At 59.2% G+C, this 15749-nt stretch carries 17 protein-coding genes and 2 tRNA genes; 9 read left to right on the top strand and 10 right to left on the bottom strand.

What is annotated here, in order from left to right:
* The first annotated feature begins 98 nt into the window (after positions 1-98).
* The 9 genes from cysS to NET03_RS08645 all read left to right on the top strand — a co-directional run bounded on the left by cysS (position 99) and on the right by NET03_RS08645 (position 10543).
* Entirely contained in the window at positions 99-1496 is a 1398-nt protein-coding gene (cysS, locus tag NET03_RS08685; protein WP_252128529.1) for a cysteine--tRNA ligase, read from the top strand.
* Positions 1493-2266 carry a 23S rRNA (guanosine(2251)-2'-O)-methyltransferase RlmB gene (rlmB, locus tag NET03_RS08680; RefSeq protein ID WP_252128528.1) on the top strand — a complete coding sequence of 258 codons (774 nt, stop codon included), beginning with the start codon at positions 1493-1495 and terminating at the stop codon, positions 2264-2266. The genes cysS and rlmB overlap by 4 nt, the downstream gene beginning before the upstream one ends.
* A 905-nt stretch (positions 2267-3171) precedes the next feature.
* Positions 3172-3636, top strand: coding sequence for a 50S ribosomal protein L9 (gene rplI, locus NET03_RS08675; RefSeq protein WP_252128527.1), 465 nt, complete (start codon positions 3172-3174; stop codon positions 3634-3636).
* A 12-nt stretch (positions 3637-3648) separates the two neighbouring features.
* On the top strand, positions 3649-5001 hold the full coding sequence (dnaB, locus tag NET03_RS08670) for a replicative DNA helicase (protein ID WP_252128526.1): 1353 nt from the start codon (positions 3649-3651) through the stop codon (positions 4999-5001).
* A gap of 13 nt (positions 5002-5014) precedes the next feature.
* Positions 5015-5722: a DnaD domain-containing protein gene (locus NET03_RS08665; RefSeq protein WP_252128525.1), complete on the top strand. Its 708-nt coding sequence runs from the start codon at positions 5015-5017 to the stop codon at positions 5720-5722.
* An 88-nt stretch (positions 5723-5810) separates the two neighbouring features.
* Positions 5811-6446 (top strand): ATP-binding protein, encoded by a 636-nt coding sequence (locus NET03_RS08660; RefSeq protein ID WP_252128524.1) that lies wholly within the window; start codon positions 5811-5813, stop codon positions 6444-6446.
* Positions 6447-6553: 107 nt separating this feature from the next.
* Positions 6554-8287: a hypothetical protein gene (locus NET03_RS08655; RefSeq protein WP_252128523.1), complete on the top strand. Its 1734-nt coding sequence runs from the start codon at positions 6554-6556 to the stop codon at positions 8285-8287.
* A gap of 107 nt (positions 8288-8394) precedes the next feature.
* Positions 8395-9294 (top strand): diadenylate cyclase CdaA, encoded by a 900-nt coding sequence (cdaA, locus tag NET03_RS08650; RefSeq protein ID WP_252128522.1) that lies wholly within the window; start codon positions 8395-8397, stop codon positions 9292-9294.
* Positions 9245-10543, top strand: coding sequence for a CdaR family protein (locus NET03_RS08645; RefSeq protein ID WP_252128521.1), 1299 nt, complete (start codon positions 9245-9247; stop codon positions 10541-10543). The genes cdaA and NET03_RS08645 overlap by 50 nt, the downstream gene beginning before the upstream one ends.
* A 650-nt stretch (positions 10544-11193) precedes the next feature.
* Here NET03_RS08645 and NET03_RS08640 read toward each other — a convergent pair.
* The 10 genes from NET03_RS08640 to rpmG all read right to left on the bottom strand — a co-directional run bounded on the left by NET03_RS08640 (position 11194) and on the right by rpmG (position 15677).
* Positions 11194-11817: an ANTAR domain-containing response regulator gene (locus NET03_RS08640; RefSeq protein ID WP_252128520.1), complete on the bottom strand. Its 624-nt coding sequence runs from the start codon at positions 11815-11817 to the stop codon at positions 11194-11196.
* Between the two features lie 47 nt (positions 11818-11864).
* Positions 11865-11938 (bottom strand) — tRNA-Pro (locus NET03_RS08635).
* 76 nt (positions 11939-12014) lie between these two features.
* Entirely contained in the window at positions 12015-12413 is a 399-nt protein-coding gene (gene rplL / locus NET03_RS08630; protein ID WP_252128519.1) for a 50S ribosomal protein L7/L12, read from the bottom strand.
* Between the two features lie 45 nt (positions 12414-12458).
* Positions 12459-12998, bottom strand: a complete 540-nt coding sequence (gene rplJ / locus NET03_RS08625; protein ID WP_252128518.1) for a 50S ribosomal protein L10 — start codon at positions 12996-12998, stop codon at positions 12459-12461.
* Between the two features lie 157 nt (positions 12999-13155).
* Positions 13156-13881 (bottom strand): 50S ribosomal protein L1, encoded by a 726-nt coding sequence (rplA, locus tag NET03_RS08620; protein ID WP_252128517.1) that lies wholly within the window; start codon positions 13879-13881, stop codon positions 13156-13158.
* Positions 13882-13935: 54 nt separating this feature from the next.
* Positions 13936-14361 (bottom strand): 50S ribosomal protein L11, encoded by a 426-nt coding sequence (gene rplK, locus NET03_RS08615; RefSeq protein WP_252128516.1) that lies wholly within the window; start codon positions 14359-14361, stop codon positions 13936-13938.
* A gap of 71 nt (positions 14362-14432) precedes the next feature.
* Positions 14433-15020: a transcription termination/antitermination protein NusG gene (nusG, locus tag NET03_RS08610; RefSeq protein ID WP_252128515.1), complete on the bottom strand. Its 588-nt coding sequence runs from the start codon at positions 15018-15020 to the stop codon at positions 14433-14435.
* 5 nt (positions 15021-15025) lie between these two features.
* Complete coding sequence (secE, locus tag NET03_RS08605; RefSeq protein WP_252128514.1) at positions 15026-15295, bottom strand: preprotein translocase subunit SecE; 270 nt, start codon at positions 15293-15295, stop codon at positions 15026-15028.
* Between the two features lie 115 nt (positions 15296-15410).
* A tRNA-Trp gene (locus tag NET03_RS08600) sits at positions 15411-15483 on the bottom strand.
* A 23-nt stretch (positions 15484-15506) separates the two neighbouring features.
* Positions 15507-15677 carry a 50S ribosomal protein L33 gene (gene rpmG / locus NET03_RS08595; protein ID WP_252128513.1) on the bottom strand — a complete coding sequence of 57 codons (171 nt, stop codon included), beginning with the start codon at positions 15675-15677 and terminating at the stop codon, positions 15507-15509.
* Between the last annotated feature and the right edge of the window lie 72 nt (positions 15678-15749).

Here is a 15749-nt window from a genome sequence, read left to right as displayed (position 1 = left end):
CGACGTTCCAATCGCCCGCGTTTTTTCTCCTTTCGGCCTCTTCGGGTATCCTCGAATGAGCTGAAGAGAGCGGGTGGACGCGAGAGAGGACAGCCTTGATGGGATTGCGTGTGACAAATACGCTCACTCGCGAAAAGGAGCCCTTCGAAACTCTCGAACCAGGCCACGTTCGGATGTATGTCTGCGGTCCCACCGTCTACTCGGATGCCCACATCGGGCATGCTATGTCAGCTATCGTTTTCGATATGATCCGCCGTTACCTGGAATACTTGGGGTACCGAGTCACCTTCGCGATGAATTTCACCGATGTTGATGACAAAATCATTCAGCGTGCTGCTACGCTTGGTATTCCTCCCAACGAACTCGCCGAACAGCTCATCGATGCGTGGCTCGACGAAACCGCCGCGCTGAACATTAAACCCGCCACGATCTACCCTCGTGCCACGCAGGAAATCCCCACGATCATCGAGATGGTTCGCGGATTGATCGCGAAAGGCCATGCCTACGTCATCGACGGTGACGTGTACTATCGCGTCGTATCCTTCCCAGAATACGGCAAGCTCTCGCATCGCACGCTCGACGAGATGCTGGCCGGTGCACGGGTCGAGATTGACCCCCGCAAGGAGCACCCGATGGACTTCGCCCTCTGGAAGGCTGCGAAACCCGGGGAACCAGCTTGGGACAGCCCCTGGGGGCCCGGCCGTCCTGGTTGGCATATCGAGTGCAGCGCAATGATCTATCGGCACCTCGGAGAGCAAATTGATATCCACGGCGGTGGAGCCGACCTGATCTTCCCCCACCACGAGAACGAGATTGCACAGTCCGAGGCTTTCATCGGCAAAAAGCCGTTTGTCCGTTACTGGCTGCACAACGGTCTTCTGCAGCTCGGTGGGGAGAAAATGAGCAAATCGATTGGCAATCTCATCACGATCCGCGAGCTGCTGGAACGCAACGGAGCTGGACCTTTCCGCCTCCTCGTACTGAGTTCGCACTACCGAAGTCCTCTCACCTTCACGGAGGAAGCTTTTGCGGCTGCGTCGCGCGGTTTTGATCGTCTCCGTCAAGCCGTACGCGGCGCAGAGATCGATACCGTTCCTCCTCGGCCCGAACACGACCTGGCAGCACTCGCCGACAGCACCCGCCACAGCTTCCGCGAGGCGATGGATGATGACTTCAATACCCCGGTAGCCTTAGCACGCCTCTTCGAGCTCGCTCGAGCGATTAATCGTGCGCGGGCCGCGGGGGAGCCAGCCGCTGCTCTTCGGTATGCACAGGCCACGTTGCTTGAACTGACAACGGTTCTCGGCTTTCGCTTCGATGAGGGAGGAACGGAGCAACGCGCCGCTGAACCGTTCATTGAACTCCTCCTCGAAGTTCGTGCACGTCTCCGTGCCGAACGGAACTGGGAGTTAGCTGACCTCATTCGCGGACGATTGGGTGACCTCGGTGTCATCGTCGAGGATACGCCATCCGGTACCACCTGGCGGTGGGCATGAGGTCGCTGCAGCGTGGTCGAATCAGCGAGTATCTCTACGGACGCAATGCTGTCAGCGAAGCACTGCGCGGTCGGCGCCGTCATCGACGCCTCTATGCGGCTGCAGGGATTGAAGAACATGCCCGTGTGGCAGCGATCATTCAAGCCGCACGCGAAAGCAGACTTCCGGTCAGCATTGTCCCACGTGACCAATTAGATCGGATGGTCGGTTCCGTCAATCACCAAGGTGTTGTCCTCGAGACGAGCCCTTATCCATATGTCGACCTCAATGCCCTCGCTGATCCCTCCCCAGAGAGTATCGTGCTTGTGCTCGATCATTTAGAGGACCCACAGAACGTCGCAACACTGCTCCGAACTGCAGAGGCTGTTGGAGTGCGCGGCGTAGTACTGCCGGAACGGCGAGCAGCGGGTATAACACCTGCAGTTGTCAACGCCTCTGCGGGCGCCGTTGAGCACCTTCAAATTGCCCTGGTCACGAATCTGGCTCGCACCGTCGATGAACTCCGCGAACGAGGCTACTGGATCATCGCCCTGGAGCCCGGTGCAGCCGCGCAGTCACTCTTTGTCGCACCCCTTCCAACGCCGCTCGTGCTCTTGGTCGGTTCAGAAGGACGTGGGCTTTCGCCGATTCTCGTCCGTCGGGCAGATGTCCAAGTCGTCATTCCGATGTTCGGACGTATCACTTCGCTCAATGCAGCAGTCGCAGGCTCGATCGCTCTGTACGAGGTCGTGCGACGGCTATTGTCCGGCGAAGAAAGACGCACAGGGTAAAGGGCGGTGCAGCTTCCCATCCTCAAGGCGATCGAATCAGGCAGCCTCGTCGAGCAGCGAGTCTCGCTTTCGTCCGGCGCGTCGCGGTCCTCGCCGGTTCTTGAACGAGGTGAGGACCCGAGTTCCATCGCGGTCCAGGACAATCACGAGTCCATGAAGATGCTCGACCCAACTTCCTAAACGGCGATACCTAGCGACCTCGTGTCTACCGAAAAAATACTACGAAGCAGCCCGGGCCTTGATAGAAGCGCCCGTGTGTCACGGCAAATTCCAGGTATTCACGGCGAATCGCACGTTCAGCACACCGCCGCTGGGCGTGCTCAGTGAGTCGAAGCATCGTGCTCGCGATGACTCTCCTCCTTTCCGAACGCCGCCGCACCGCCCTTTGTAACCTGTGGTCGCCCATCCTACCAGTCCCTCCTACACCTGTCAACTCATCGGATTCCAAACCGCGGTCAGCCGATCTGCCTACACACTGCTTGTCTGAGTTGATCGTGCCCCTCTGTCCCGGTTCTCACTCGCCACGCGCGCTGTTGTAGGAAAAAGAAGGTGAAAAAACGAAATCTCGACGGTAACTCCACCATTGCACACCAGCACCGGTAGGAGCGACGCTCGCCGTTCCGACCGATGAGGGAGCTGATCCACGCCGTTGAGACAATTGCCGGTCTGCATACACTCTCTGTACCAGAACGCCCTTTTCCTGCACCGACAATCACCCTCGCCGCAACCCCTCGCATGGAGCCGCCCTTCGCGTTCAGAAAAGCACAGTTCGGTACTGAGGCAGTACCTGTGCCGGTGCGTCAAAATTGCGATGACCGTGCGCCGCTCGGTATAGTTGACGACGACGTGATACACTGGGTGTACGGACACCCACGTGATTGGAATCGAGACACAGGGGAGAAGCGATGAAGGTCATTCTGCTCCGCGACGTTCCCAATCTCGGGAAAGCAGGAACGATTCAAGTCGTCTCGGAGGGGTTCGCACGGNACCTGATCCCTCAGCGGCTGGCAGAGCCAGCGACACCCGACCGCCTGGCGATTGCTGAAGCACGTCTTGCCGCGCAACGGCGCAAGATGGAGCGGGCCGAACAAGCACTCCGGGACCTCGCTCAGCGGCTGGAGGGGCTCCGTGTTGTCATTCCAGCCCGTGTTGGTGAGAGTGGACGCCTCTACGGGTCGATCACCGGCCGTGATATCGCCGAGCGGCTGAGCCAGCTTGTGGGCCAAGAAATCGACCGTCGAGCGGTGGAACTCGAAGAACCAATTCGCTCTCTGGGCGAGCACCGCGTTCCGGTCCACCTCGTTGGGCGACTGCGCCCAACCGTGATCGTCGAGGTCGTCCCGGAGGGGTCTGGCGAAACTACCGCCTAATCGGAGGGGAAGATGACGAGCACGGCTGCCGAGGCGATCGAACGGTTACCGCCACACAACATCGAGGCCGAGCAAGCCGTGCTTGGAAGCTTATTAATTGACCGCGACGCGATTATCCGCGTCGCATCGTTTCTCCGGGCAGACGACTTTTATCGGGGTAGCCATAGTGTTCTCTATCAAGCGATTCTCGATCTCTACAATCGGCGCATACCAGCCGACTTCGTGACCGTTGTCGACGAACTCGAGCGCAATGGACGACTCGACGATGTGGGCGGGGTTGCGTACCTCACCGAGCTCTTAAGCGTCGTGCCAAGTGCCGTCCATGTGGAGTACTACGCCCGCATCGTCGAACGGACCGCGACGCTTCGTCGCCTTATTGGTGCTGGTACTGAGATTGTCCGACTCGGGTTCGACGAGCGGATCGATGCGGAGGAGGCAATCGAGCGTGCCGAGCGCCTCATCTTCGACGTCTCACAGCGTCGGGCGAGTCGCGACTTCGTTTCAGTCGGTCAGGTTCTCGAGCAGTTCTTCGAGAAACTCGATTATATCCAGCAACACCGCGGCGAGGTGATTGGTGTTCCGACTGGGTTTGCAGACCTTGACAAGCTCACAGGAGGACTCCAACGATCCGATTTGATCATTCTGGCTGCTCGCCCTTCGGTCGGCAAAACCTCCTTCCAGCTTAGTATCGCTCACCATGCTGCGGTCAAAGCCGGCAAGGTCGTCGCCATCTTCAGTCTCGAGATGTCGGCTGAGCAGCTGGTCCAGCGGCTGCTCGCGATGGAAACCGGTTTGGATACCCACCGGTTGCGCCTCGGTTACATCGATGAGCAGGAGTGGGATGCTATCTCGCGCGCGTTCGGTCGGCTGGCCGAGGCAAAGATCTTCATCGACGACACCCCAGGTATCAGTGTCATGGAGTTACGTAGCAAGGCACGGCGCTTGATGGCCGAGCATGGCCTCGACCTGGTTATTGTGGACTACTTACAGCTGATGCATGCGCGTCGCGCCGAGAATCGCGTACAGGAGATCTCGGAAATCTCGCGTGGCCTCAAGGCCTTGGCTCGGGAGCTCAATGTTCCAGTTCTCGCTCTGTCCCAGCTCTCTCGAGCGGTGGAGACACGGACTGACCACCGACCACTCCTCAGTGACCTTCGCGAAAGCGGGAGCCTCGAGCAAGACGCGGACGTTGTGATCTTCATTTATCGCGACGAGATCTACAATCCCGACACCGATCGTCGCGGTATTGCCGAAATCATCGTCGCCAAGCACCGTAACGGCCCAACCGATACAGTTCATCTTCGCTTCTTCGAGCGTACAGCCCGTTTCGCTGATCTTGAACTCTACCGCGAGCCAGGTGCCTGAACGAGGGAGCAGCATGGAGAGCGAACGCGCACCTGCCCTGCCGTACTGTCTTCCCATCGATCTCGCTGAGAGGCTCGTGAGCCACGCACGGGACCTTCCCGCCGTGAAAGTTGTGCTCACCGTCGCCCGGCTCGCCAGCCAGCAGGGCGCAACGGCGGTTCCAATCGCCGCGTTGTATGCCGATTCCGCACTTCGACATGGCCTGCGTCCAGCCGGGACAGACCGGGATCCGGAGCACGAGATTACGCATGCAATCAATGTTGCAGTGGCGCGAGGCTTTCTTGTTCGCCTTCGCAGCTCCGCGCCTTCTGGTTCGATGACTGAGTGGGTTGCCCTTGCGACCCCGGAGACGATCGCGCTGGCTCAGCGTGATCCGATGGGGCTCTTTCCCGCCTCACAGCGCCAGGTGCAGCGGGTCACGCTCGAACGCCCCAATATCTTCGCGTTGTACGAGCAGAATATTGGCCCCCTGACGCCACTCATTGCCGAGCAGTTGGCCGAGGCGCTCGAGCGGTATCCCATGGGCTGGGTTGAGGCTGCGATCGTCGAAGCGGTACACTACGGGCGCCGGAATTGGCGATACATCCAACGGATCCTCGAGCGTTGGGCGACCGAAGGACGGGACCATGAAGCCCATCCGCGAGATCAACGCGCTCGCCGACTCGATCCAGACAAATATCTCCGGGGAAAGTATGCACCGCTCTTCAGCAACCCCGAATGACACACCTCTTCGATCCGCGCTCGGTCAGGGAAGGGGAGACGTTTGCCCCGTTTGCAAGGGAGCAGGATACCTTCGCCTCGACGTACCGGTGGGGCATCCCAATTTTGGTCGCATTATTCCGTGTGAATGCAAGATTCGGGAACGTGAGGCAAAGCTGTTGCGGCAATACCTCGAGTTGAGCGGCCTCGAGCAACTTGTGGATTGGACCTTTGAGACCTTTGACCCAACCGTCCCCGGAGTTGGTGATGCTTATCGCCTCGCCCTCGATTACGCGCGCAATCCGGACGGATGGTTACTACTAATGGGAGGGTACGGATGCGGGAAGACGCACCTTGCAGCCGCAATTGCGAACTACGTTTTGCGTCATCAGCGTCTCTTCCCGCTGTTCACAGTGGTACCAGACCTCCTCGACCATCTTCGTGCGACGTTTGCTCCTGACCGGACAGAGAGTTACGATAATCGTTTCGAACAGGTGCGTAGTGCAGGGTTGCTTGTACTCGACGATCTCGGCACGGAGCACACAACACCCTGGGCCACAGAGAAACTCTTCCAGATCATCAATTACCGTTACAATCAGCGCAAGCCGACTGTCATCACCACGAACCGCGATCTCGATGATTTGGATGAACGCATCCGTTCCCGTCTGTGCGACCGTGCAATCTGCCGCGCTGTCTTCATCCGCGCGAGTGACTACCGCCTGCGACGATCCAAACTCTCGCCATGAAGGGCCTCGATCGCAAGGGCATTGTTGTCGTTCTTTATTCAGTGAAGGATGCGTGCACGAGAGCACTCCAACCCTTGGTCGAGAACAAGAGCGATGCGGATGGATAGATGGCGACACCACTGAAATCGGCAATACTCCGCCACTGGGAACTCGATCGCTCTCTCTTTCCGGCCCTGGCCGAGATTCACAGCTTGGGGATCCGCGGTGCACACGGAACTGTTCTCGATGCACTGTTGGAAACCGTTGCGACACTGCGGGATTTTCCGGCACTTTATGTGACGCTCGTCGAGTTCAGCATCCTTGCAGAACGAAACGCTGACGCGCGTCTACTCTGGAGGACGATCGAACGCCGAATAGCAACTGATCCATCGTGGATGAGCAAAACGGAATCGTCTTTGCTTGCGTGGTTGATCGCTTCGGATCAGGCTCCGCCGCTCGATGAACTGGGGAAGGAGCTCCTTGCCGGCCCGGCCCCATTGCGACGAGCCTTCTTGCCACTCATTCTCCAAAAGTTGCGTGTATCGGGTCACTCGGCCACATCCCACGATCTCGTTGTCCGCTGGCTTGCTGAGTATCCCTCCGAAACGGACGCTTGGTGGAGCGGCATCGCACACGCGCTCGAAACTCACGACCTTGCGCTCCTTACTCGACTGGTGACCGCACAATCTCTGCCGCACGAGCCCGAAACAACGTGGCAATGGACAATCGCTCTCCAGCTCGCCCTGCGTGCCCCAGAGCCACACTGCTGGACCATCATCAATCAGGTAATCGACCACGTTCGGAAAGGAGGATTCTCCGCCCGAGAACTGCGTTCATTCCTCGAACAGGCTGTTTCCGCATCCGATGTATTCCGGCATCCAAGGGCGCTTCTTCTCTCACTTCTTCTTTCCGGTCTACTCGGCGAAGCACCAAATCGTACGTGGGACCTCCTTTCACTCTCAACATTCGAGTCACCGGTTGAACGCGGCCTCGCCGCGGCACTGGCAGTCCGATGGCTCGATCCGGCCGAGCTTTCACCAGCACTTATAGTGATGCTGGAGGAGCTTTTAAAAGGTATCCAAGCCGGTCAAGAGTTCGCTCGTGTCGTTCAGAAGCTGGAAACGGGAGTACGCCCGCTGACACTTTGCGAATATGCTCTCCGCGTTGGCAATCCACTGTTGACCCAGCGAGCCCTCGCAGTGCTTGTCGACCTCCAGCCAGCGCTTTCGGAATTCCTCAGCCTCGCTTCCCGGTTGGACATCGCTGGCTCGACGGAAGCAGCGATCGAGCTTCTTCGTATGGCCGCGCGGCAGTGTCGCCAACGCCATGATCGCGTTGGTCTCTTGCGCGCCCTGCGTGCGCTCGTACAACTTGATCCACGCGAACGTGCGGCGCTTGAGTTCGTGATAAGTGCTGACACACGCGCGGGTCGATTCGCCCAAACGATCGACACCTTGCTCGCTAGCGCAACTCGCGCGGCACAAACCGGTGACCGATCGCTTCAGCGAGAATTGCTTGAGCGGGCTGCCACAGTCGCTGAACTGGCTGATGACCGCCCTCGACTCGCGTTGATTGCCGAATTGCTTGCAGAGAGCGACGCGGGGAGTGTAGATCGTCGTTTGGCGGCAGCCACTGCCTTGCTCCGTGCCGGTCAGGGAGAGCGCGCGCGTGCCCAGTTGTGGGCAGCTATCCGACTCGCTCTCGAGCAGCGTCGATTAGACGAGGCACTCGTAGCGGCTGAACAGCTGGCAGCGCTCGACCCGAATGACGAGGCCGCTACAGCACAACTCAACGATCTACGCGCTTTGCGTCGCCACATTGGAAAGCAGCGTTCAGTGATGACCCCGTCCGAGACAAACTGATGGTCTCCCTCCCCACAATGTCCTCCGAACTCTGACAGTGGCATAACCGCGCGGAATGTTAGAATTTACCTAGCACGCTTGTGTGGCGAGCTGCAGGGGCGGGCATCATGACAGAACTACCATGGATCTTCACCCGCATCGACCTGCGGGCAATGGTCGATATACTGTCGGTCGCTTTAATTTTCTATTGGCTCTTATGGGTAATTCAAGGAACGCGCGCTGCCCAGCTCGTCCGTGGACTTGCGATTTTCGTTGTTGCCGTGGTCGGTGCTGCTCACCTCTTGCAGCTGCAGGGACTCAACTGGTTGCTCAGCCAGGCACTTCCCGCGCTCATCGTGGCGATTCCGGTTGTCTTCCAGCCGGAGCTTCGCCGCGCACTGGAACGACTTGGACATACCGGGGCCTGGTTGCGCACACCCCTCAGTGGCCACGAACCGCAAACCGAGGAGACGATCGAGGAGATCACTCGCGCTGTCGTTCAGCTCGCCCGTCTCCGCTACGGTGCCTTGATTGTGATCGAACGCGAGACAGGATTGCAAGATTACGCTGATCGGGGCATACCCCTCGATGCGACGCTGACGCAACAGCTGCTTGTCAACATCTTCTTTCCCAACTCGCCGCTGCACGACGGAGCAGTCATTATCCGGGGGAACCGCATCCTCGCTGCTGGTTGTGTGTTACCGCTAAGCGAGAACCTCACCGATCTCCAACTCGGTACACGACACCGTGCTGGGGTCGGCATCACAGAAGAGTCGGATGCCATCGCGATCATTGTCTCTGAAGAGACTAGCCAGATTTCGCTCGCCGTGAACGGCCGTCTCTACCGGAACCTCGATGCGGAACGTCTGCGCCGTGCGTTGCGGGCACTGCTCCACGTCGATCAATCCGGGCCTCGGCGTTTGCCGGCTGTCCCAAGCCGAACAGAGCCCATCGAGGTAACGACCAAGGAGACAGGGAGTGGCTCGACTCGCGAGGATGCGCGAGCGTCTGCGTCGCGCCTGGGATAGCCTCCGACCGGCGCTGCGACGCGAAAACGTGGCACGTTTTGTGATCGCGCTCGCCCTGGCTTTCGGTCTGTGGGCCTGGGTCGAAGTGACGAACGATCCAGAAATTCAGCGGACTATCTCCAATATTCCCGTCATTCCTCAGAATCTCCCTGAGACGCTGGTCGTCACCAGCGATGTGCCCACAGTGACCGTCCGTATCCAGGGCGCTCAGAGTCAGGTGCAGGCGTTGGAAAGCGGTACAATTCAGGCTACTGTGGATCTCCACGACGTCGACGCACCCGGGATTTACAGCCGGCGCGTTCGGGTCCAGCTCCCAAGCCGCCTCCGCCTTCGTGAAGTTATTCCTCCAGAGGTAACTATCCAGGTCGATCGGCGTGCGGAACGTTCTGGAGTCCCCGTCGAGATTATTCTCCCCAGCGAACTTCCTCCCAATCTCCAGATTCTCTCGAGCCGCTCCGAGCCTCAGACCGTGACGATCCGCGGTCCGGAACAGCGCGTCAATACGGTGGCGCGAGTGACGGCACCGGTGCAGATTAGCGGCCAGACCGAAAGCTTCCGAGACACTGTGACACTCGTCCCGGTGGACGCAAACGGGATTGCCGTACCAGACATCACCGTCGAGCCATCCACTGCAACCGTCATCGTGGAACTCCGGGTGCGTGGTCAAGTTCGTCGCGTGATCCCGACAATCGTTGGTGCAGATCGCTTGGCTGCAGGATACGAACTTGCGGGGCCGCCAACCGTCTTCCCTTCGGACGAGATTGTCGTTGAGGGACCCGAATCGGCCTTAGCAGCGATTCCGTACCTGACCACAACCCCGATCGATGTAACAGGCTGGAGCGAGTCACGCATCCTTTGGGATATCCCAATCGATACTTCGCGGCTCCCCGCTGGAGTGACTGTCGATCCCAAAACGGTCAACGTCTCAATTCAGGTCCGTCGTGCCGAAGAGACACGGACACTCCAAGGAATTCCGATCCTTGCAGTCAATGTGCGCCCAGGCACCATCGTCGAATTGTCACCAACAACTGCTGACCTGGAACTCCGTGGCTCCAGTACAGTCCTCGAGCCGCTGAAGCCTGGTGACATCCTTGTATTTGTCGACCTGGTGAATGCTGACGTTGGCATCTATCAGTTGCCGGTCCGTGTGACGCTTCCCTCAGGTGTGCAATATGAACGCGTTACACCGGAGATCGTCCAAGTGACGGTTCGTACCCCTGCCACACCGGTACCATCTCCAACTCCCTGAGCCGTGTTCCGCACGGTTTAAGCAACCTGATCGCACAGCAACGGATAGTGAATGAGCGTCGTCTGCTGATGACTCATCCCCCAAGGCGCCGAGGATCGACTTCTGCACCTTGTGCCTGCGCAAGCCCATTCATCGCTTCTTCAAAACCACACGGAGCGGGTGATCTGCCACGTCCGTTCTGTCCAATGAGACCTCGCGCGCTGAACAGCCCCTGACACGCTCACACGAGCCAAGGAAGCCAGCGGCACAAGCTGGTAGTAGACCACTGCGCACCGCTTCCGTTAGTATCATCGGCAGGGAAGGTACAGTCCGGCAAGAGAAAGTGGCTATTGATTGCGATTTGAGCAACGTCGCCAAAGATTTTAGGCAGCTGAGAAACCCCAGCCTCTTGTCGAGGACACTGAGTCGTGGTACCGAGCGACCATGCGCAAATCCAAAAGGCGGAACGGTCGAGTCTCGCCGGTACCGAACCCACGCGAGACACCACCGGCACATCTACCCACTACCCATCGGTGCCAGGATTTGAGCAGTTGCTAGTTTTCTTGTTATTGGCTGATGGCTCGTGTGGGATCAGGTTTCTACTTGCCAGCGTACGACGATCAACAACCGGGCATCACCAAATGAGACACAAGCTAGTCATGTTGAGGCAACTAGGAACGCGGCTCGTTCGTACGCCCAGCGCTTTCGAGTTGATGCGCGAGAAGGATAGCCTCGGCGATCTCTCTCATCGACTTTCGGCTGTCCATGCTGAGTCGCCGCATCCGCTGGAACGCTTCGGCCTCGCTAAGACCATGCACTTGCATGAGAATCCCTTTTGCACGCTCGATAAGCTTGCGAGCCTCAAGCGCTTCCTGGAGCTCTACAACTTGGCGTTCAAGGCGCTGGACTTCATGGAAACGAGCGAGCGCCAGTTCGATAACCGGCATAATTTCACTTTCCCGAAACGGCTTGACAAGATAACCAGCGACGCCAGCGCGGCGGGCACGCTCGACCAGCTCGCGCTCGCTGTACGCCGTGAGTAATACGACCGGAGCCAAACGCTCGCGATGTAGCGCCTCCGCAGCGTCAATGCCATCGACTTCGGGCATCTTAATGTCAAGAATGACGAGGTCAGGCTTCAGCTTGCGGGCTAACTCGACGGCCGTGCGTCCATCGGCCGCCTCCCCAACCACGTCATAGCCGAGGGAAGTGAGGAGTTCCCGCAGATCGAGCCGAATGATCGGCTCGTCATCAGCGATCAAAATGCGAATTGGCGTCGACGATGACACCGCCATCGTACCCCGTAGCGAGAGGGCCGCACCTCGAGGTGCGGCCCCGAGAGTCGGGGCGAGAGGATTTGAACCTCCGACCTCCGGTACCCCATACCGGTGCGCTACCGGGCTGCGCCACGCCCCGAAGTTCGCTCGGAGTATAGCACAGATGCCAAAGAGGGCGCCAGCCTTCGCACTGACGCCCTCTACCAAGGCTGGATCTACTTGATTTCGACCTTGGCTCCCACCGCCTCGAGCTTCGCCTTAATCGACTCCGCTTCCTGCTTCGAGACACCTTGTTTCACAGGCTTCGGCGCTGCCTCCACCAGATCCTTTGCCTCTTTCAGGCCAAGCTGCGTCAGCTCGCGTACAACTTTGATGACTTGGATCTTGTTCGGTCCCACGTCACTCAGGATGACGTCGAATTCCGTCTTCTCTTCCTCGGCCGGTGCTGCTGCAACCGGAGCGGCAGCACCCGCGGGAGCCGCGGCCACGGCAACCGGTGCAGCCGTGACGCCGAAGCGTTCCTCAAGCGCCTTCACGAGCTGCGACAACTCGAGAACTGTCATCTGCTCAATCGCTTGGATAATTTCCTCAAGCTTTTCCTGTCCAACTGCCATGATGATCCTTCCTCCTATCGATACCCACGTATACCGCACACGCTCTCAAGCGGCTTCCGCTGCTCCTTCGCCCTCCAGTTGCCGCGCCCGTGCCTGAAGGACGTAGAGGAGCCCTCGAATCGGCCCACTAAGGACCGAGACCAGACCGTACAAGGGAGCCTGCAGTCCGCCAACCACCTTCGCGAGCAACTCTTCTCGCGGCGGCAAGGTCGCCAACGCCTCGACGTCCGCTGCAGCGAGCAGTTGGCCACCCAGCAAGGCCCCTTTAATTGTCAAAATACGCGACTGGCGTGCGAATTCGACCGCAAGCTTCGCTGCGGTGACCGGATCCGCCGTGGTATACACCAGTGCCGTCGGTCCCTCCAACAGCGGCGTGATGACCTGATTGCCGGTTCGCTCCGCCGCAATGCGCGTTAAGGTGTTCTTGACCACGCGGAGGTTGGCCTGTTGCTCTTGTAGCCGACGACGAAATGCCGCGAGCTCCGCCACATTGAGACCGCGATAATCAGTGAGAATCGCGACACTTGCCGTGCGCAGAATGTCGCCAATTTCTTCGATTTGACGAGCCTTTTCTGGTGTCGGCACGAGCACCTCCCTTCACAGCAACGCCCCCTGCGCATGCGCAGGGGGCGCAAACGGCCGCACTATTCGCCGTCTCACGTCCTCCCCGCGCCTCGGCTGGATTTTTAAGCGCTGCGCGCCCCAGCGGTCATCGGCGCGGCGTTCACTGCCTCACAGTGTATCACTTCACAAACGCACGTGCCTCCTCAAGCGTCGTCGCGACATCCAGCGGAATACCCGGTCCCATCGTTGGAGCAAGCGTCATTGTACGAATGAACTGTCCCTTCACGGCTGGGGGCCGGGCCCGCGCTACCGCATCCGCGGCAACAAACAGGTTTTCCAGGAGTTGTTGATCGGTGAAGCTCTTCCGACCGATCTGGATATGGATATTGCCGGTACGATCATTCCGGAATTCGACGCGTCCTCCTTTAATTTCTCGAATCACGACCGGAAGGTCCTCAGGATTCCGCACCACGGTTCCCGTTCGAGGGTTGGGCATGAGACCCCGACGCCCAAGGATACGCCCTAAGGGGCCGACCTTCCCCATCTGATCCGCCATCGCGATGGCCGCGTCGAACTCCAGCCATCCCCCTTCGATCTGCCGGATTAAATCGTCGACTCCTACATAGTCGGCACCCGCTTCAGCCGCAATCCGCGCTGCCTCACCAACTGCAAAGACCAGAACACGCGGCGTCCGCCCGGTCCCGTGCGGCAGTGTCACCGTCCCACGCACATTCTGATCAGCCTGTCGCGGATCGATGTTGAGCTTGATATGAAGATCAATGCTCTCGTCAAAGTCAGCGTGTGCGACCTGTTTCACCAACGCAACCGCCTCTTTCGGCGGATACCGTCGCGTGACATCAATGAGCTTCAGTGCCTCGAGATATTTCTTTCCGTGCTTCGGCATACTCGCTAACCCCCGTGGTCCTATCGGAGCATCAGCTCCTCCCACTGTTCCCACTCAGCCAACAACTTCAATTCCCATGCTGCGCGCGGTTCCCTCGATCATCCGCATCGCAGCTTCCAGATCTCGCGCGTTGAGATCCGGCATCTTTAACTGCGCGATCTCGCGAATCTGCTCGCGCGTCACCCGCCCAACCTTTTGTCGCTTCGGATCAGAGGCGCCCTTCTCGATACCAGCCGCGCGGCGCAAGAGGTCAGCAGCCGGCGGTGTCTTGAGGACGAACGTGAACGAACGATCTTCGTAAATCGTCACCACGACCGGAATAATCTGCCCCGCGAGATGCGCCGTCTTCTCGTTATACTCCTTTACAAAATTCATGATCGGCACACCATGCTGACCGAGAGCCGGTCCGACTGGCGGAGCTGGGGTTGCCTTCCCTGCCGGCAATTGGAGTTTCACCACCGCTTTAACCTTCTTTGCCACCGCTCTCGACCCTCCCACGTCCAGAACACAATGAACCGCAGCCGGCATAGCGCTCGAGCTGCGGCTCAGTTTCACGTTTCGCGCTCGACCTGCAGGAAGTCCAACGTCACCGGCGTCTCACGCCCAAAGAAGGACACCAGGACGCGAACCTTCCCCTTCTCGTTGTCGACTTCATCGACAACCCCACGGAAATCCGTAAAGGGACCATCAATGATGCGCACCACGTCTCCCGGCAGCAACGTCATCCGAACCTTCGGCTGTTCAACCTTGGTACCACGGATGATCGTCTCTGCCTCGGCACGATCCAACGGCACTGGGCGATTCCCAACCCCGACGAAACCTGTCACGCCGGGAGTATTCCGCACAACGTGCCAGGACTCGTCGTCGAGAATCATCCGTACCAGGACATACCCCGGGAAAACCTTCCGCTGCACGGTATGCCGTTGACCGCCGCGGATCTCGATCTCCTCCTGAGTAGGAATTACCACCTCGAAGACCTTGTCGGCGACGTCCATCGTCTCAACACGGTGCAGCAGGTTCTGACGCACTTTGTTCTCATACCCCGAGTAGGTATGGAGCACATACCACTCGCCTTGCGCCTCCGGTTCCTGTGCTGCACCGCGCTTCTGTGCCAGTCGTTCGCGAAGTGTCCGCGGCATATTCTTTACAACCCTCCAAGAAGATGCCAGAGTCGAACGAAGAGTGCGTCCACCGCCCCAAGGATAAGACCGAGCACCGTCGCCAGCCCGATCACCAGAAGCGTGAGCTTCCTCGTCGTCTCACGATCGGGCCAGGTAATCTTTCGCCACTCCGATCGGAGATCAGCGACCAAGCGCCGCAGCGCAGCCAGTCTGCCAGACTTCGGCCTAGCTGCACGTTCCTGGGCCTTAGCTTTTCCACCTGCCCGGGCGGGGATCTGCGCTTTCGTCGTCATCTCGCCCGTCCTGTCATCACACCTGGCACCCATTCCAACATGGAAAAGGGGCGAGCCGCCTGACTCGACCCCTCAGCAACACCGGCCGGGGCGGAAGACTCACCAGGTGGCTCGGCAGGGCCGGAGGGACTCGAACCCCCAACCTGCGGTTTTGGAGACCGCTGCTCTGCCACTTGAGCTACGACCCTATGTCGCCCCGGCCGGCCCTTACTCACCGCGTCTCGCGATGCACCTGGTGTCGGCGGCATCGCGGGCAAAACTTCCGAAGCTCCAGCCGGCCCGGATCGTTCCGGCGATTTTTCTGGGTCACGTAATTGCGTTCTCGGCAGACCGTACACTCCAATGTCACGATGATCCGGTCGGCCTTCGCTTTCTTTGCCATGATACCACATCTCCTACCTTCGGTGCCAGTCCGCACGCTCACTTCACGATCTTGGTGACGACGCCGGCGCCG

The organism is Thermomicrobium sp. CFH 73360 (assembly GCF_023806465.1).
Lineage (GTDB): Bacteria > Chloroflexota > Chloroflexia > Thermomicrobiales > Thermomicrobiaceae > Thermomicrobium.
This window is presented reverse-complemented; position numbering and strand designations above follow the sequence as displayed.